Origin of the sequence: Sandarakinorhabdus cyanobacteriorum, from assembly GCF_002251755.1 — a bacterium.
Taxonomy (GTDB): Bacteria; Pseudomonadota; Alphaproteobacteria; order Sphingomonadales; family Sphingomonadaceae; genus Sandarakinorhabdus; species Sandarakinorhabdus cyanobacteriorum.
This window is the reverse complement of the sequence record NZ_NOXT01000061.1, coordinates 1-16,162: the sequence shown is the minus strand read 5'-3', so window position 1 is coordinate 16,162 and position 16,162 is coordinate 1. Positions and strand designations below refer to the sequence as shown.

Genomic DNA, 16,162 nt, shown 5'->3' with positions numbered 1-16,162 from the left:
CAGGCCGCTATTGGCGAGGGGTTTTTGGAGGTGCCCAGATGATTGCGGGCGAGGTGGGCGCCATGCTCAAAAGCGGGCGGGCGGCGCCGTTACCCGGCTCATGAGCCAGCCGATTGTTCAACCGCCCGTGCCGCTTGTTGCCGACGAGGGGCCTGGCCGAACGGCCGTGGGCACCACCTGGTCGCCTGCACTGTTGCCGCGCAGCGTGACGGTCGAACGGCGGCTGACCAATCGGGCGCTGGCGACATGGCAGGCGGCGCCGCCGGGCGAGACCGCGGCGGCCATGGCCCCGTTCTTTGATCACAGCCTGGTGGTGGCCGATCCGGCTGGGCGGGCGGTGATCGAATCGGTGGGCGGACCGGTGGCGGCGCGATTTGGCCTGGTTGCCGGCCTGCCACTGCTGCGCGATCCTGGCCTGGGCGAAGAGTTGGTTGCGGCCTGCGAACTGGTTGCCCTGCAGCCCATGCCGATCCCGTTCGAAGCCAGCGTGAATGACCCCATCGGTGCACAGATACTGGTGCGCGGCCTGGCGTTGCCGCTGCCGCTTGGCGATGATCCAGCCGCCCTGGTTCAGGTGGTGCTGAGTTGGCGGGAGGTCTTGTCGAAAAGCGCGGCGCGGCGCCTGCAGGCCGAACTGGCGCAGGCCTTTGCCAGCCTTGGGCCGGCGCAGGCCACTGCGGAGCCCTTTCCGACGCGCAGCGCGAATATTGATGTTATCAAAATCACAAAAAACTGCCGCTGATTGCCATATCACGCCTTTTCTTTCGCGGCCATGGGGCGCATATGCTGGGCAAAGAGTCCCGCGGGAGCGATAGACGTGTCTGCCAGCAAAGCGAACGAGGGCCCGGCCAACGGTGCCCCCGCCTTGGGTGAAGAAGAGTTGAACCGGATGATGGCGGCGCTGGAACCAGCCCTGTTCCAGCATGGTCTGCCCGGCGAGGTGGATGATCTGGACCAGAGCCAGCGCGGCGCCATCGCCGCCTTTGTGGCCGGTGCCGCCGCGCGCCGCCCGGACGGCACGCCGGTGGTGCAGATCGAGACATTGGCCGATGACGGGCCGGTGGGTCAGCGCCGGCTGCGGCTTGCGATCATCGGTGACGACCGGCCCTTTCTGGTCGATTCAGCGGCCGCGGCGGTTACCGCTGGCGGCATCGACATTCACCGCCTGATCCACCCGATCATTGATGTGGAGCGTGATGCATCCGGCCTGTTGCAGGCCGTGGTGGGCGATGGCCATGGCCGCCCGGCGCCCTTGGGTGCCGTGCGCGAATCGATGATCTACATGGAGATCGAGCGGGTCGGGGCCAAGGCCCGCACCGCGTTGATCGAAAGCCTCTATGCCGTGCTGGCCGATGTGCAGGCCGCCGTTGGGGATTGGCAGGCGATGCTGGCCCTGCTGCGCGACAGCATCCGGGCGTTGAGCGACCATCCGCCGCCGCTGGCCCCGCACCGCACGGCCGAAGCCATGGCCTTTCTGGAATGGCTGGCGGCTGACAATTTCACCCTGCTCGGCGCCCGGCGCTATCATCTGGGTGCGGAAGGGGCGGCCGAGGGCAATGCCGGCCTGGGCCTGCTGCGTGACCCGGATTATCCGGTGTGGACCGGTGTGCGCGGGCGTGCCGACACGCCGCGCGCCCTTGGTGCGTTGATGGCCAGCCCGGAACCGCTGCTGATCACCCGTGCCGGTGCGGTGGTGACCGTGCATCGCCGGGTGAACGGCGATCTTGTCAGCGTGAAGGGTTTTGATCGCGAAGGGCGCGTTGTGTCTGAAACGCGCTTCCTCGGGCTCTACACGTCGGCGGCGTTGAACACGTCTCCCCGGCAGGTGCCGCTGCTGCGCCGCAAGGTGGGCGAGATCATCGACACGCTGGGCTTTGGCGAGAGCGGCCACAGCGGCAAGGCACTGGTGCATGTGCTGGAAAGCTTCCCGCGCATGGAGCTGTTCGAAGCCAGCCCGGCCGAGCTGCGCGAAATGGCGCTGGGCCTGTTGTCGCTGCTGGATCGGCCGCGGCCCAAGCTGTTTGCCCGCCCCGATCCGTTTGGCAGGTTCATTTCCGTGCTGGTGTTCGTGCCGCGCGATACCTACACCAGCCGCCAGCGCGAGGCGGTGGGCCAGATGCTGGCCCAGGAACTGAAGGGCAGCATCGCCCGGTTCGAAGTGGAGTTGCGGGCCGAGGGCCTCGCCCGCGTGCATTATGTTGTCGATGTCGCCGATGCGGCCGGCTTTGGCCCGGAGCAGGCGCAAGCGCTCGACCGGCGGCTGCGCCAATTGGTGCGCGGCTGGGACGAGGAGCTGGAAACCGTGCTGGCCGAACAGGCCGGCGCCACCCGCGCCGCCCGCCTGACCCTGAGCCATGGCCGGGCCTTTTCGGCCAGTTATCGGGCCCAGCATCAGGCGGCGGAGGCCGCAGCCGACATCATCGCCCTGTCGCACCTGGCCGACGAGGCCGATCGCGGCGTGCGCCTGCTGCCCGGCGAGGCCATGGTGCCGGGCCAGGTTCGGCTGAAAATCTATCGGCTTGGCCGCATCATCCCGCTGTCGGAAGCGGTGCCGGTGCTGGAAAATTTCGGCCTGAAGGTGGTGGAGGAATATCCGTTTGATCTGGCCGGCGGCAAGCTGGGCTGGATCCATGATTTCCTGGCCGAAGTGCCTGATCCGGCCACGCTGGCCGACTGGCCAGCGCTGGTGGCACGGGTGGAGCCGGCGTTGACGTCGGTGTTGACCGGCGCCCAGGAGAATGATAGCTTCAACACCCTGATCTTGGGCTGCGGCCTCGATGCCCGCCAGTCCGGCTGGCTGCGGGCCTGGTTCCGCTATCTGCGTCAGACCGGCGTCACCTATGGGGTGATGACGGTGGTGGACGCGTTGAAGCGCTATCCGGCAATCACGCGCGACCTTGTGGCCCTGTTTGAAGCGCGCTTCGGGCCGGTTGCCACCGATCGCGCAGCCGCCGAAGCCGCGGTTCTGGCCCGCATCGATGCCGCGCTGGCCGATGTTGCCAGCCTGGACGATGATCGCATCCTGCGCCTCTATCGCGCTGCCATCATGGCGACGCTGCGCACCAATGCCTTCGTGGCCGGCGAACCCGAAGCGCTGGCCTTCAAGATCGACAGCGCCGCCATGCCGGGCCTGCCGGCGCCCATCCCCTATCGCGAAATCTGGGTTTATTCTCCGCGGGTTGAGGGCATCCACCTGCGCGGCGGCCCGATCGCCCGCGGTGGTCTGCGCTGGTCTGACCGGCGCGACGATTTCCGCACCGAAGTGCTGAGCCTGGTCAAGGCGCAGAAGGTGAAGAACACGGTGATTGTGCCCACCGGCGCCAAGGGTGGATTCTATCCCAAGCAGTTGCCGCCGGCCACCAACCGTGATGCCTGGCTGGCCGAGGGCACCGAGGCCTATCGCGTGTTCATCCGCGCCCTGCTGTCGGTGACCGACAATCTGGACAGCGATGGCGCCATCATCCCGCCAGCAGGCGTGGTGTGCCATGATGCGCCCGATCCCTACCTCGTCGTCGCGGCCGACAAGGGCACGGCCACCTTCTCCGACACGGCCAATGCCATTGCCGATGCCCATGGCTTCTGGCTGGGCGATGCGTTCGCCTCGGGCGGTGGCAATGGCTATGATCACAAGGCCATGGGCATCACTGCCAAGGGCGCCTGGATTTCGGTGCAGCGGCATTTCCGCGAAATGGGCATCGATGTGCAGCGCGAGACGGTGCGCGCGGCTGGCGTGGGCGACATGTCGGGCGATGTGTTCGGCAACGGCCTGCTGCTGTCGCCGGCGGTGGCGCTGGTCGCCGCCTTTGACCATCGCCATATCTTCCTGGACCCAGACCCCGATGTGCCGGCCGCCTTTGCCGAGCGGCAGCGGATGTTTGCCCTGCCGCGATCCAGCTGGGATGATTACAACAAGGCGTTGATTTCCAAGGGTGGCGGCGTGTTTGCCCGCAGCCTGAAGTCCATCCCGCTCAGCCCCGAGGTCAAGGCCATGCTGGGCGTCAGCGCCGACAGTCTGGCCCCAGCGGAGTTGATCACCGCCATCCTGAAGATGAAGGTGGACCTGATGTGGTTCGGCGGCATTGGCACCTATGCCAAGGCCAGCAGCGAGAGCCATGCCGATGCCGGCGACCGCGCCAACGATGCGGTGCGGGTGAATGCGGCCGAACTGGGGGCCCGGGTGATCGGTGAAGGCGCCAACCTGGGCCTGACCCAGGCGGCGCGCATAGAATTTTCGCGGGCCGGTGGGCGCATCAACACTGATTTCATTGACAATTCGGCCGGGGTCGATTGTTCCGACCATGAGGTGAACATCAAGATCGCACTGAACGGCGAGGTGGCCGCTGGCCGGCTGACGCGTCCGGACCGCGATGCGCTGTTGAAGGTGATGACCGACGACGTCGCCGAATTGGTGTTGAAAGACAATCGCTTGCAGACCCAGGCCATCAGCCTGGCGGAAACCGGCGGGGCGGCGGCCGTGCCGGTGTTCCAGCGGTTGATCCAGGTGCTGGAAGGTCGCGCCGGCTTGGACCGGCGGGTGGAAGGCCTGCCCGGCGACGACATCCTGGCCCAGCGGGCGCAGGGCAAGGAAGGGTTGACCCGGCCGGAACTGGCAGTGGTGATGGCCTATGCCAAGATGGCGGCCTATGACGCGCTGGTGACCAGCGAGGTGGTTGCTGATCCGCTGCTGGTGGCCGATCTGGTGGCCGCCTTCCCCGGCGCCATGCAGATCAACCATCGCCAAGCCATTGAAAATCATCGGCTGCGGCGCGAACTGGTGGCGACCAAGCTGACCAATGAGCTGATCAACCGGGCCGGCATGGCAGCGCCGTTCGAGCTGGCCGAAGAGCTGGGCGCCGGGCTGGCCGATGTGGCCGGCGCCTTCCTGGCGGCACGCGAACTCTTTGGATTTGCACAGCTTTGGCAGGCCATCGATACCGCCGATGTGCCGGCGCAGGCAGTGACCAGTCTGCACCTGGCCGCGGCGCGCGTGCTGCGCGCCCAGATGGCCGATCTGTTGCGGCTGGGTGGTGGGCGCAGCCCGAGCGCACTGGTGTCCGCCATCGCTCCTGGCCTGGCCGCCCTTGGCCAAAGCCTTGATCGGGTTGTGAAATCCGAAGTGCGCGGCCAGCTGGAGCGGATGACGGCGGCATTGATCGCCGCCGGCGCGCCGGCCGATCTGGCGGCTGCCATCGTCCGGGTGGAAGCGCTGGACGGGGCGATTGGCGTCGCCCTGCTGGCGGCCGAGCGCCAGCTTGATGTGGGGGCAACGGCCCAGGCCTATACCCAGCTGGGTGAGGTCGCGGGGCTGGATTGGGCGCGGGGCGCCGCCGCCGGGCTGACCTCTGCCGACCCGTGGGAGCGGTTGCTGACCGCCGCCCTGGTGCGCGATTTCGAGCAGATCCGGCTGGATCTCTTGCGCAGAATCGTGCCCGAAATGGGCGATCCGGTGACCGCACTGCAGGCCTGGGTGACCGCAAACCAGGCGCGGGTGGCGCGCATTGCCGGCAATTGTGCCCGCGCGCGGGACAGCGGCACGATCAGCGCGGCCATGCTGGCCCATATTGCCGGCCAAGCCCGCGCAGCGCTCTCCTGATCCCCGCGCGGCGCTCGCGTGACGGCCTGTTCGCCCCCTTGTTGACAGGCCTTGGGCCTGCTAGCGGCAGGCCATGTCTGTTGATAGCGAAACCGTGCGGAAGATCGCGCGCCTGGCGCGCATCGCCGTGACCGAAGACGAGGTGCCGGGCCTGACCGAACAGCTCAATGGCATATTGGGCTGGATCGAGCAGCTGGGCGAGGTTGACACCAAGGGCGTCGAGCCGATGGCCAGCGTGATGCCCGGCCATCTGCGCTGGCGCGCCGATGCCGTGACCGATGGCGGCATTCCCGACAAGGTGCTGGCCAATGCGCCCGAGGCGACCAGCGGTTTCTTTGCCGTGCCCAAGGTGATCGAATGAGCAATCTCACCGATCTGTCGCTCACCGAGATGAAGGCGGGCCTGGCGGCGCGCATGTTCAGCGCGGTGGAGCTGACCCAGGCCCATCTCGATGCCATGGCGGCCAACCGGCATCTGAATGCCTATATCGTCGAAACGCCGGAGCTGGCGCTGGCGCAGGCAAAGGCCGTGGACGATGGCACGCGCGGCGGGCCATTGGCGGGCATTCCGCTCGGCATCAAGGATCTGTTTGCCACCGAAGGCGTGCAGACGACGGCGGGATCGGCGATCCTGAAGGGCTTCGTGCCCCGCTATGAATCCGGGGTCACCGCCAATCTGCTGCGCGATGGTGCGGTGTTCCTGGGCAAGCTCAACATGGACGAATTTGCCATGGGCTCGTCCAACGAGACCAGCGCCTTTGGCAAGGTGATCAGCCCGTGGAAGGCGCGCGGTTCCGATGCGGAGCTGGTGCCCGGTGGTTCGTCGGGCGGTTCGGCCGCTGCGGTCGCTGCCCGCCTGTGCGCCGGCGCCACCGGCACCGACACCGGCGGTTCCATCCGCCAGCCCGCCGCCTTCGTGGGCATTGCCGGCATCAAGCCCACCTATGGCCGGGCCAGCCGCTGGGGCACCATCGCCTTTGCCTCCAGCCTGGATCAGGCCGGGCCGATGGCGCGCAGCGTCAGCGATTGCGCCCACCTGCTGACATCGATGTGCGGCTTTGACGATCGCGATTCGACCAGCCTTGATCTGCCGGTGCCGGATTTCGCCGCCGGCCTGACCGGCGCGATGAAGGGCAAGCGCGTCGGCATTCCGGCCGAGTATCGGCTGGACGGGATGGACCCGGAAATTGCCGCGCTGTGGGATCAGGGCATCGCCTGGCTGCGCAGTGAAGGGGCGGAAATTGTTTCGGTGTCGCTGCCGCACACCAAATATGCCCTGCCCACCTATTATATCGTCGCGCCGGCCGAAGCCTCGTCCAACCTCGCCCGTTATGATGGTGTGCGATACGGCAACCGGGTGACGCCGCCGGGCGGCAATGTGCACGACATGTATGCCGCCACCCGCGCCGCCGGCTTTGGCAAGGAAGTGAAGCGCCGCATCATGATCGGCACCTATGTGCTGTCGGCCGGTTTCTATGACGCCTACTATACCCAGGCCCAGAAGGTGCGCGCGCTGATCGCCCGTGATTTCGAGCTGGCCTTCCAGCAGTGCGACGTGCTGTTGACGCCAACCGCGCCCAGCCCGGCCTTTGCCTTTGGTGCCAAGGCCGATCCCATCGCCATGTATCTGAACGATGTCTTCACCGTGCCGGCCAGCCTGGCGGGCCTGCCGGCGATGAGCGTGCCAGCCGGCCTGTCGGCATCGGGCCTGCCGCTGGGCCTGCAGATCATCGGGCGGCCGCTGGACGAGATGGGCGTGCTGGATGCCGGCCTGGCCATCGAGCGGGCGGCGGGCTTTACCGCGCGGCCGTAACCGCCACGCCGGCCGGGTGCCAACGCCGCCGCGCCCAGGCGCGGACCGGCCGTTCCACCCAGCGGTTGGCCAGCAGCGCAGCGGCGATCACCAGCGCCAGCATGACGGCGGTGAGCGCCAGCCCTTCGGCCGGGCTGCGGCCAAACAATTCCGGCTGCGGCGCATGCAGTGCCGGCAGGCCGGGCCAAATCCGGGGCAACAGATCGAGTGCATCGCCCAGCCGCGCCTGCACAAAGGCATGGACGAGATAGACCGAGCAGCTCAACTGGCCGAGCCGCTGCAGCAGCGGCACGCCCAGCCAGCGGCTGCAACACCCGGCATCGGCGGCCAACACCCACAGCACCAGCGCGAACAGCGGCGGCGCCGCCAGATCCAGCGGCGGGCGCGGATTGGCCAGCATCACCGCAACCACCAGCGCCAGCACCGCGGCTTCTGCAACATTGGCCCGGACGGCACTGCCCGGCTGCCAGCGCGGTGCCGCCTGCACCAGCACCCCGGCGAAGAAACCGCACAGCGCGCGCCACAAGCCGCCATCCCAGCTGCGGCCCAGGCCGCCGCCATCGGCCAGCATCGCCGTCCACGCCAGCAGTGCCAGCATCAGGATCAGCCACGGCCGCTCCGGCCCGCCCAGCACCCAGGCCAGGCCGAAGATCGCCCAGCTCCAATATTCGGCCGCGATGCTCCAGGCCGGCACATTCCATGCCGGTCCGCTGGTGAGGCCGAAGCAGTTCAACAGCAGGGCCGAAGCCAGCCAATCATCGGGGCCATGGCCGGGCCCGAAGGCCGGGCGGTGCATGATGCCCAGACCAGACAGCGCCGCGCCGGCATATTCGGTGGCAAGAAACAGGCAGAGCATCACCATGTGCAGCGGCCACACCCGCGCCAGCCGCAACAGCAGGAAGCGCGGCAGATCGGCCGGCCGCTCCAGCCGACCGCCCCAGCCGGCGGCGATGACAAAGCCCGACAGCACGAAGAAGAAATCCACGCACAGCCAGCTGCCGCGCAGCAAGGGCGCGGCCGCAAGCGGCCCGGCCGCCTTGAAATGGAACAGGCAGATCAACAGGGCGCACAGGCCGCGCAGGCCATCGAGGGCGCGATGGTGCGTCATGGCCGGCGCATGGCCGTGGGGGGCAAGTGGCCGACTTGCCAAGCGCGGGGCTTGCCGCCAAAGGGAGGGCCATGAGCGACGCAGAATCCGCCACCAAACCGTTCACGATCAAGGGCGCCACCGGCGATTGGGAAATCGTGGTCGGGCTGGAAGTCCATGCCCAGGTAACGGCGCAGGCCAAGCTGTTTTCAGGGGCCAGCACCGAATTTGGCGCCGAGCCCAACGCGCAGGTGAGCCTCGTTGATGCGGCGATGCCGGGCATGTTGCCGGTGATCAACGGCGAGTGCGTGCGCCAGGCCGTGCGCACCGGGCTCGCCATCAATGCGCAGATCAACAAATGGTCGCGCTTTGACCGGAAGAATTATTTCTACCCCGATCTGCCGCAGGGATATCAGATCAGCCAGCTCTATCACCCGATCGTCGGCGAAGGCTCGCTGGAAATCACCCTCGACGACGGGACCACCAAGACCATCGGCATCGAGCGCATCCACCTGGAGCAGGACGCCGGCAAGAGCGTGCATGATCTGCACCCGTCGATGTCGTACGTCGATCTGAACCGGTCGGGCTGTGCGCTGATGGAGATTGTGTCGCGCCCGGATATCCGCTCTCCGGCCGAAGCCGGCGCCTATGTCGCGGCGCTGCGCCAGTTGCTGCGCTATGTCGGCAGCTGCGATGGCAATATGGACGAAGGCTCGATGCGGGCCGATGTCAATGTTTCGGTGAGGAAGGCCGGCCAGCCCTTTGGCACCCGCACCGAAACCAAGAATGTGAACAGCGTGCGCTTCATCATGGCCGCCGTGGAGCATGAGGCGAAGCGCCAGGTGGACGTGCTGGAAAGCGGCGGGTCGATCGTGCAGGAAACCCGGCTGTTTGATCCGAACAGCGGCACCACCCGTTCGATGCGCGGCAAGGAAGACGCGCACGACTATCGCTATTTCCCCGATCCCGATCTGTTGCCGCTGGTGTTTGATGAAGCGTTCATCGACCAGTGCCGCGCCAGCCTGCCGGAACTGCCGGCGGCCAAGCGCGCGCGCTATCAGGCCGATCTGGGCCTGTCGCCCTATCTTGCTGGCGTGCTGACGGCGGAGAAGGAAACCGCCGACTGGTTTGAAACCGCGCTGGCTGCAACGGCGGCCAAGCTGGGCAAGGGCCAGGCCGAGGTCAGCTTGCGCGTCGCCAATTTCGTGTCGGGCGATCTGTTTGGCGCGTTGAAGCGGCTCGGCAAGGATATTGGTGAGAGCCCCGTTGGGCCGGATGCGCTCGCCGAGCTGCTGGCGCTGGGTGCCGATGGCACGTTGTCGGGCCCGCTGATGAAGCAGGTGTTTGAAGCCATGCTGGAAACCGGCGAGCGCGCCGGCGCGATCGTGGAGCAGCGCGGCCTGAAGCAGGTTTCGGACACCGGCGCCATCGATGCCGCCATCCAGACCGTGTTGGACGCCAACCCCGACAAGGTCGCCGAATATCGCGGCGGCAAGGACAAGTTGTTCGGATTTTTCGTCGGCCAGGTGATGCGCGCCATGGCCGGTAAGGCCGCCCCCGGCGTGGTGAACGACCGGTTGAAGGCGTTGCTGGACGGTTGAGTCGCCCTCCACTGGCCGAGGCTGGCGGGCGGTTCGTCGCGCGCTGGCTTGACCGCAGATGAACGGCTTGGCATGCCGGCCGTCTGTTTTTGGCAGGATTGGCGCTGTGTTTCTGGCCGCCCTGCACGTCGCGTCTGTCGCCCCGGGACCGGAGTTTGGGTTCCCGCCGGCCGCAGAAGCGCAGTTTTGGTTTGAACCGTGGATTTTTCACCGCGCATTTCGATTTTGGCCGCTGGTGCGGCCGTTCTGCTGGTTTCAGGGATGGCCCTGGCCAATGTGACCAGCACGAGCCCGCCAATGGGTGGGCAGAATGCCGCTGAGGTGGCCGCCGCCACGCTGGCGCAAGACAAGGCGGATGACGCCGCCCGCCGCCAGGCCGCGCTTGATCCCAAGGCCGTCAACTGCATGGCCAAGGTTGTGCACCACGAAGCCGGCAACCAGCCGAAGAAGGGCCAGATCGCCGTGGCCCAGGTGCTGGTGAACCGGGTGAAGCAGGGTTTTGGCGATCATGTGTGCGAGGTCGCCAACCAGCGCGGCCAGTTTTTCCGCCTCGCCCGCTACAAGCCGAACCGCAAGAGCGCCGAATGGGCCGAGGCTGTGGCCGTCGCCCGCGCCGTGCTGGCCGGCGATGTGCCGGATCATTCGAAGGGCGCGCTCTATTTCCGCGCCACCTGGAAGCCGGCCAATGCCTTCTTCCGCAGCCGCACCAAGGTGACGCGGCTGGACGATCACGTGTTCTATCGCTGATTGGCGTCTTGCTGCCCGGCAAAGCGGGCGGCCTTCACCTGGTTCCATTCATCGTGCAGCGCGGCGCGCGGGCTATCCAGGCCCCGCGCCGCTGTCGCATCGGCAAGGCCGTGCGTCACGGCGCCGATGCGGGCCGAGCGGGCGCCGGGCTCCAGCCCATCGGCCCAGGCCGCCAGCGCATGGGCGTTGAGCATGGCCAGCACGAACAGCGCCACGCCCATGGCAACAGCGAGCAGACCGAGGCCGGACAGGCCCTGTTCGTCGCCTTCGATATCGACGGGGGACGAAAAATCCTCGGCCACCGGCTCCTCCCTCAGAACTGGTAATAGATGAAGGCGGCGACGCCTTCAAAGCGCATGGCATCGATGATCAGCACGGCAAGGCCAACGGCCAGGCCCAGCAGCGGCGCCGGCCAGGCGGCAACGCGGCGGGTGAGGCCGGCGAACAGGCCGGGCGGGGTGAAATGGAAGGCCATGCCGACTGCGATAAGCCCGCACATCAGCGGCCCGGCCAGCGCCACGCCGGGGCGGAAGGCCACCAGCTGCGCCAGATAGGTGAGCGCAGCCTCAAGACTTTCGGCCCGGAAGAAGATCCAGCCGACGACAACGATGTGGAAGATCAGCAGCACGCCAATGGGCGTGGGCAGGCGCGGGAAGCCGGCCGGGCGAAATTCGCGCCACAGCCGTTCGATGGCCAGCACGCCGCCGTGGAGGGCACCCCAGATCAGGAAGGTCCATTTCGCGCCGTGCCAGATGCCGCCCAAGAGCATGGTGAGCATCAGGTTGCGGCAGATATACCAGATGCCGCCACGGTTGCCGCCGAGGCTGATGTAGAGATAGTCGCGCAGCCAGCTCGACAGGCTGATGTGCCAGCGCCGCCAGAAATCCTGCAGCGAGGCGGCGCGGTAGGGCTGATCAAAGTTGCGCGGGAAGCGATAGCCCATCAGCGCGGCCAGCCCCACCGCCATGTCGGAATAGGCGGAAAAATCGCAATAGATCTGGACGGCATAGCCATAAGCGGCCGCCAAGAGATCGGGGCCGGTCTGGGCGGTGGGATCGAAAAAGGCCGGATCGACGAGGCGCGTGGCGAGTTCAGAGGCGATCACCGCCTTCTTGAACAGGCCCCAGGTGATGAGGATCAGGCCGCCGGCCACCATGGTGCGGGTGAGGCGTGGCACCGACTGGAACTGCGGCACCAGATGGCTGGCGCGCACGATCGGCCCAGCGACGAGGTGGGGAAAGAAGCTCATCAGCAAGGTGATGTCGAGGAAGCTCGCGGGCTGCGTCTTGCGGCGGGCGATATCGATGAGATAGCTCATGCCCTGGAAGGTGAAGAAGCTGATGCCGACCGGCAGGATCACTTCCAGCACCGGCAGATCGCGGCCGAAGCCGGCGGCAACGAGGATGGGGGCCAGTTCCTCGAGGAAGAAGCCGAAATATTTGAAGAAGCCCAGGATCAGCAGATTGGCGACAACGCCGATGGCCAGCCAGGGCTGCACCCCCTGCCCGTCATCAAGCCGGCGCTGGATCCGGGCGGCGAGCAGCCAGTTGATGGCGGCGGACGCGATCAGCAGCAGCACAAAGCGCCAATCCCAGGCGCCGTAAAACACCCAGCTGGCCAGCAGCAGGATGATCTTGCGCCATTCGTTGCTCGCCTGCCCGACCGTCCAGACGAGGATGAGGACGGGCAGGAAGAACAGGCCGAAATCGAGCGTGGGGAACAGCATCAGGGGGCGGTTCCAGCCGGTGCCCGGGCGGCATCAAGATCAGCGAGCAGCAGGCGGGCGATCTCCACACCGCCGGCCGGGGAATAATGGATGAAATCCGGGCCCATCAGATAGGATTGGGTCCATTTCACCGCCGCGCACGCCCCGCCCTGGCGTGCGCGCCAGTCCCAGAAGGCAAGGCCGAGATCGGCCGCCACCCGGCGTTCGACCGCCGCGACCTGGGCCAGGGCCGGCGGCGTGAACAGCAGGCCGCCGCGCCGCACCCAGCGCAGCGCCGGGCCGGCCAGCGTGACCGGATCGGGGGCGAGCACGCTTATCCCATCATTCCACAGCGGGATGTCAATGCCATCAACCGGCAGGCGGCCGGGGCCGGCCATGATCGCCGGGTTGCAGTCCACCGCTTCGCCGGGGGCGTTGCTGGCCAGGGTGCCGTTGCGACTGGCGGCATCGGGCGGGCCCAGCAGCAGGATCGGCACCGGGCCGGCCAACGCGCGCAGCCGCGCCACTTGTTCGCGGATCTGGCTTTCGAGGCGGATGGCATCAAAGTTGGGCGCAAAGCCTTCGTTGGTGCCAAAGGCCAGGATGATCAGATCGGGCGGCAGCGCGGCCAGTTGGGCGGCCATGGTCGCGGTATCGGCGCGGCCAAGGAATTGCAGCTGGCTGCCGGGCACGCCGAGATTGGAGACGATCACCCCTTGGCTGCGCTCCAGCCACCAGCCGGTGACGATGGCTTCGCCCGACAACAGTTCCAGCCGGGCGCTGCGGGCGGCGGTTTCGCTGGTGAAGCGCTGGCATTTGGGCGTGTCGGTGTCGGCGGTGAAATCCACATCCTGCGTGCTGCCGCCGACGCTGATCGACAGGCGCGGGCCGCTGGGGCTGGCCGCCACGCACAGGCCGAAGGCGGTGAATTCGTTCCGTGCATCGGCACTGAGCGACAGCGAGGCACCGCGGGTGCGGCTGGTGAGCGTGTAGCCGGTGAGCCCACGCGGAGGCCAGGTTTCGCCGGCCCCGCTGCCGAACAGGCCGCGCGATTGCCAGCCGCCGCTCATCGCGGTTTCGACACCGCGGGTGCGCACGCCGGGATGCGGCCGGCCGGCCGGCATCAGGCCGCGCCCGCCATTGCCGAGGCGGGCCTGCAGCGCATCGCGCAGCGCGCCGGTGATGCTGTCTCCGGCGGTGTGGGAATCGCCGATCTGGAGAATGTGGAGCGGCCGGCCCGGCGGCAGACCAGCGGTGCTGAGCGGCACCCCGGCCAGGGTTTCCGCCCCGCACAGGGCCGCCAGACAGGGCGCTGCCAGCAGGGCCAGCCCGGCCAGCATCAGGCGGCCTTTGGTGGCGCGGGCGCCGGTTCGACTGGTGGCGGCGATGCCGGTTCGGCAGCGGGCGGCAGCAGATTGGTCGGCGCGTCGGTGGGCGGCGGCGGCTCGGTTGGCACTGGGGCCGGAGCCGGAGCCAGCACATCGCTCACGATGGTTTCGGGCGGATCGCCGACCTGGCCTTCGGCGGGCGCGGGCGCCGGCTTGTCCACCACTGGCGGCGGCACCAGTTCGGGGGCCACCGGCGTCTGCCCACGCGCCGCAGCGCCCCAGGCGCGCACGCGGGTGGCGATATCGGCGGTGAGCAGGCGATAGCCCTTCATGCTCATGTGGATGCCGTCGCCGGCACGCACCAGCCAGGGCCCGCCCGTCTTGGGATCGATCAGATGGCTGGCATAGGCCCCATCCGGCCCGGCGGCGCTGGCGCGCGTGTCGATGAACGCTACCCCCAGATCGCGCATCAGCCCGGCCTGAAAGGCATTAAGCGCCTGCACCTTGGCATCGAAATCCTTGTCGCGCATCAGCGGCAGGCCCACCCAGAACACCTCTGCCCCCTGATCCTGCAGGCGCTTCACATAACGGGTGATGCGCGCGCCGATCTCGGCCTTCCAGCCTTCTGACAGGAAGGCCGCCGCCTTGCCGCCCACAAACAGGCCCTGGATATCATTGGCGCCAAAGCTGATCACCGCCACATCCACCGGCCCTTCGGCCAGCTGCGCGCTGAGCTTCTCTTCCAGATCGAGCTGGCGATAGCGGGTGAAGCCGGTGGCCTGCTGGGCATAGCGCAGGACATGGAACGCTTCCCGCCGGGGCAGCTGGTTGTAGAGCGCCGCCCACAGGCCATCGCCGAAACTGTCGCCAAACACGCCGATGCGGAAACTGCGCTTTTCCGCCACCGCACGGCGCAGCGCGGCGGGGGCATCCGCGTCACCAGCAACCTCGCCGGGCAGGCCGCCCTTGGCCGGCGGCAGTGCCGCGCCCACCGCAGCCGGGGCATCGCCCAGCCAGCCATTGATCTGCGGCGCAAAGGCGATGCCAATGGCAATGCCGGCCGCCACGCCGCAAAACAGCACGGCGGTGCGATCGATGATCAGGAAGGCGGGATGCTGGCTGGCCATGGTGGGGAGCCCGGCTGATACACGCGCCGCCGGCTGGCGCAAGGGCCCTCAGCCGCCGGTCAGCGATGAACTCCGGCCCAACCACGCCAGACGGACCTTCAACAGCGCCATGAACACCACGGTCAACGGCACCGCCAGGATGACGCCCAACGGCCCAAGCAGCGTGCCGGCGGCAATCAGGCTGAAGATGGTGAGCACCGGCGGCAGATCGCCAAAGGTCTTCTGCGCGATCGGCATCACCACATTGCCCTGCAACTGCTGCACCACCGCCAGCGCGATGATGGTGAAGATGCCCGATTCCACCCCCTGGCCGAAGCCGAGGATGACCGTGGGAATGGCCACCAGCACGACGCCCAGATAGGGCACGAATTCGCACAGGCCAGCCACCAGCCCGATGGCCAGCGGCGACGGCAGGCCGACAATCCACAGGCCGATGGAGGTGCCCACCGCCACAAAGGCCATGCCGATCGCCTGCCCCTTCAACCAGGCGGTGAGCGAGGTGCGCACCGCGCCCAGCGCCTCGCGCACGCGCGGGCGGGTTTCGGGGGCCAGCATGTCGATCAGGCCATCAACATACAGCCGGGGCTGCGCCGCCAGATAGAGCGCCGCCACCAGCACCACCGCCAGCCCAGTGACCGCCGAACCGACATTGGCCAGAGTCGCCTGCGCGATATCCACCACCTGAGACACCTTGGGCGCATAGCCCGACACCTGGGCCATGATATCGGCGCCAATCGGCGTCGCCCTGATCCACCCCTCCACCGTTGCCACCGCCGCCGGCAACCGCTGCGACAGGATGATGAACTGTTCCGTCATCATCGTGCCGAACAGGCCGAAGATCACCACCAGCGCAACCAGCGGAATCAACACCGCCGCCGCAATCGCCAGCGCAAACGGCAACCTGAGCACCCGCTGCAGGAACGCGGCAAAATCACTGAGCATCAACCCCACCAGCGCACTGGCAAAAATCACCAGCACCAACTGCTGCAACTGCCAGATGGCAATGGCCAGCCCGATGCCGGCCATGGCGGCAAGGGCGCGGCGGAACCAGCGGGCGCTGTCTTCGGGGTGCGGTGTCGTCATGCGCGGCATCATGGCGGGGGTGACGGGAGAAAGAAAGAGGGCCTCCGCCCCGGATCAAGCAACCGTGGAGGCTTTGAGT

The 16,162-nt window shown here is 67.6% G+C and carries 12 protein-coding genes; 6 read left to right on the top strand and 6 right to left on the bottom strand.

The window, feature by feature from the left end:
* The first annotated feature begins 127 nt into the window (after positions 1-127).
* From CHU93_RS01950 to gatA, 4 genes are all read left to right on the top strand, one after another.
* The gene (locus CHU93_RS01950; protein ID WP_133064278.1) at positions 128-742 is read left to right on the top strand and encodes a hypothetical protein; all 615 of its coding nucleotides are present in this window, start codon (positions 128-130) and stop codon (positions 740-742) included.
* Between the two features lie 75 nt (positions 743-817).
* Complete coding sequence (locus CHU93_RS01945; protein WP_243375093.1) at positions 818-5,593, top strand: NAD-glutamate dehydrogenase; 4,776 nt, start codon at positions 818-820, stop codon at positions 5,591-5,593.
* Between the two features lie 73 nt (positions 5,594-5,666).
* Positions 5,667-5,954 (top strand): Asp-tRNA(Asn)/Glu-tRNA(Gln) amidotransferase subunit GatC, encoded by a 288-nt coding sequence (gene gatC, locus CHU93_RS01940; protein ID WP_086115751.1) that lies wholly within the window; start codon positions 5,667-5,669, stop codon positions 5,952-5,954.
* Positions 5,951-7,405 carry an Asp-tRNA(Asn)/Glu-tRNA(Gln) amidotransferase subunit GatA gene (gatA, locus tag CHU93_RS01935; protein WP_094472517.1) on the top strand — a complete coding sequence of 485 codons (1,455 nt, stop codon included), beginning with the start codon at positions 5,951-5,953 and terminating at the stop codon, positions 7,403-7,405. The genes gatC and gatA overlap by 4 nt, the downstream gene beginning before the upstream one ends.
* On the opposite strand, the gene CHU93_RS01930 is transcribed toward gatA, so the two are convergent.
* Entirely contained in the window at positions 7,389-8,513 is a 1,125-nt protein-coding gene (locus CHU93_RS01930; RefSeq protein ID WP_094472516.1) for an acyltransferase family protein, read from the bottom strand. The two genes, gatA and CHU93_RS01930, sit on opposite strands and share 17 nt — an antisense overlap.
* 71 nt (positions 8,514-8,584) lie before the next feature.
* On the opposite strand from CHU93_RS01930, the gene gatB reads away from it, so the two are divergent.
* Positions 8,585-10,093, top strand: a complete 1,509-nt coding sequence (gatB, locus tag CHU93_RS01925; RefSeq protein ID WP_094472515.1) for an Asp-tRNA(Asn)/Glu-tRNA(Gln) amidotransferase subunit GatB — start codon at positions 8,585-8,587, stop codon at positions 10,091-10,093.
* A gap of 261 nt (positions 10,094-10,354) precedes the next feature.
* The gene (locus CHU93_RS01920; RefSeq protein ID WP_094472514.1) at positions 10,355-10,840 is read left to right on the top strand and encodes a cell wall hydrolase; all 486 of its coding nucleotides are present in this window, start codon (positions 10,355-10,357) and stop codon (positions 10,838-10,840) included.
* Here CHU93_RS01920 and CHU93_RS01915 read toward each other — a convergent pair.
* From CHU93_RS01915 to CHU93_RS01895, 5 genes are read right to left on the bottom strand one after another with little or no spacing between them, the layout of a single operon-like run.
* The gene (locus CHU93_RS01915) at positions 10,831-11,142 is read right to left on the bottom strand and encodes a hypothetical protein (protein ID WP_094472513.1); all 312 of its coding nucleotides are present in this window, start codon (positions 11,140-11,142) and stop codon (positions 10,831-10,833) included. The two genes, CHU93_RS01920 and CHU93_RS01915, sit on opposite strands and share 10 nt — an antisense overlap.
* Positions 11,143-11,153: 11 nt before the next feature.
* Positions 11,154-12,566 (bottom strand): MBOAT family O-acyltransferase, encoded by a 1,413-nt coding sequence (locus tag CHU93_RS01910; RefSeq protein WP_094472512.1) that lies wholly within the window; start codon positions 12,564-12,566, stop codon positions 11,154-11,156.
* Complete coding sequence (locus CHU93_RS01905) at positions 12,566-13,885, bottom strand: GDSL-type esterase/lipase family protein (protein ID WP_094472511.1); 1,320 nt, start codon at positions 13,883-13,885, stop codon at positions 12,566-12,568. The genes CHU93_RS01910 and CHU93_RS01905 overlap by 1 nt, the downstream gene beginning before the upstream one ends.
* Positions 13,885-15,000: an SGNH/GDSL hydrolase family protein gene (locus CHU93_RS01900; RefSeq protein ID WP_094472510.1), complete on the bottom strand. Its 1,116-nt coding sequence runs from the start codon at positions 14,998-15,000 to the stop codon at positions 13,885-13,887. Before CHU93_RS01900 ends, CHU93_RS01905 begins: the two co-directional genes overlap by 1 nt.
* 48 nt (positions 15,001-15,048) lie before the next feature.
* Positions 15,049-16,083, bottom strand: coding sequence for an AI-2E family transporter (locus CHU93_RS01895; protein WP_165768562.1), 1,035 nt, complete (start codon positions 16,081-16,083; stop codon positions 15,049-15,051).
* Positions 16,084-16,162: the final 79 nt, after the last annotated feature.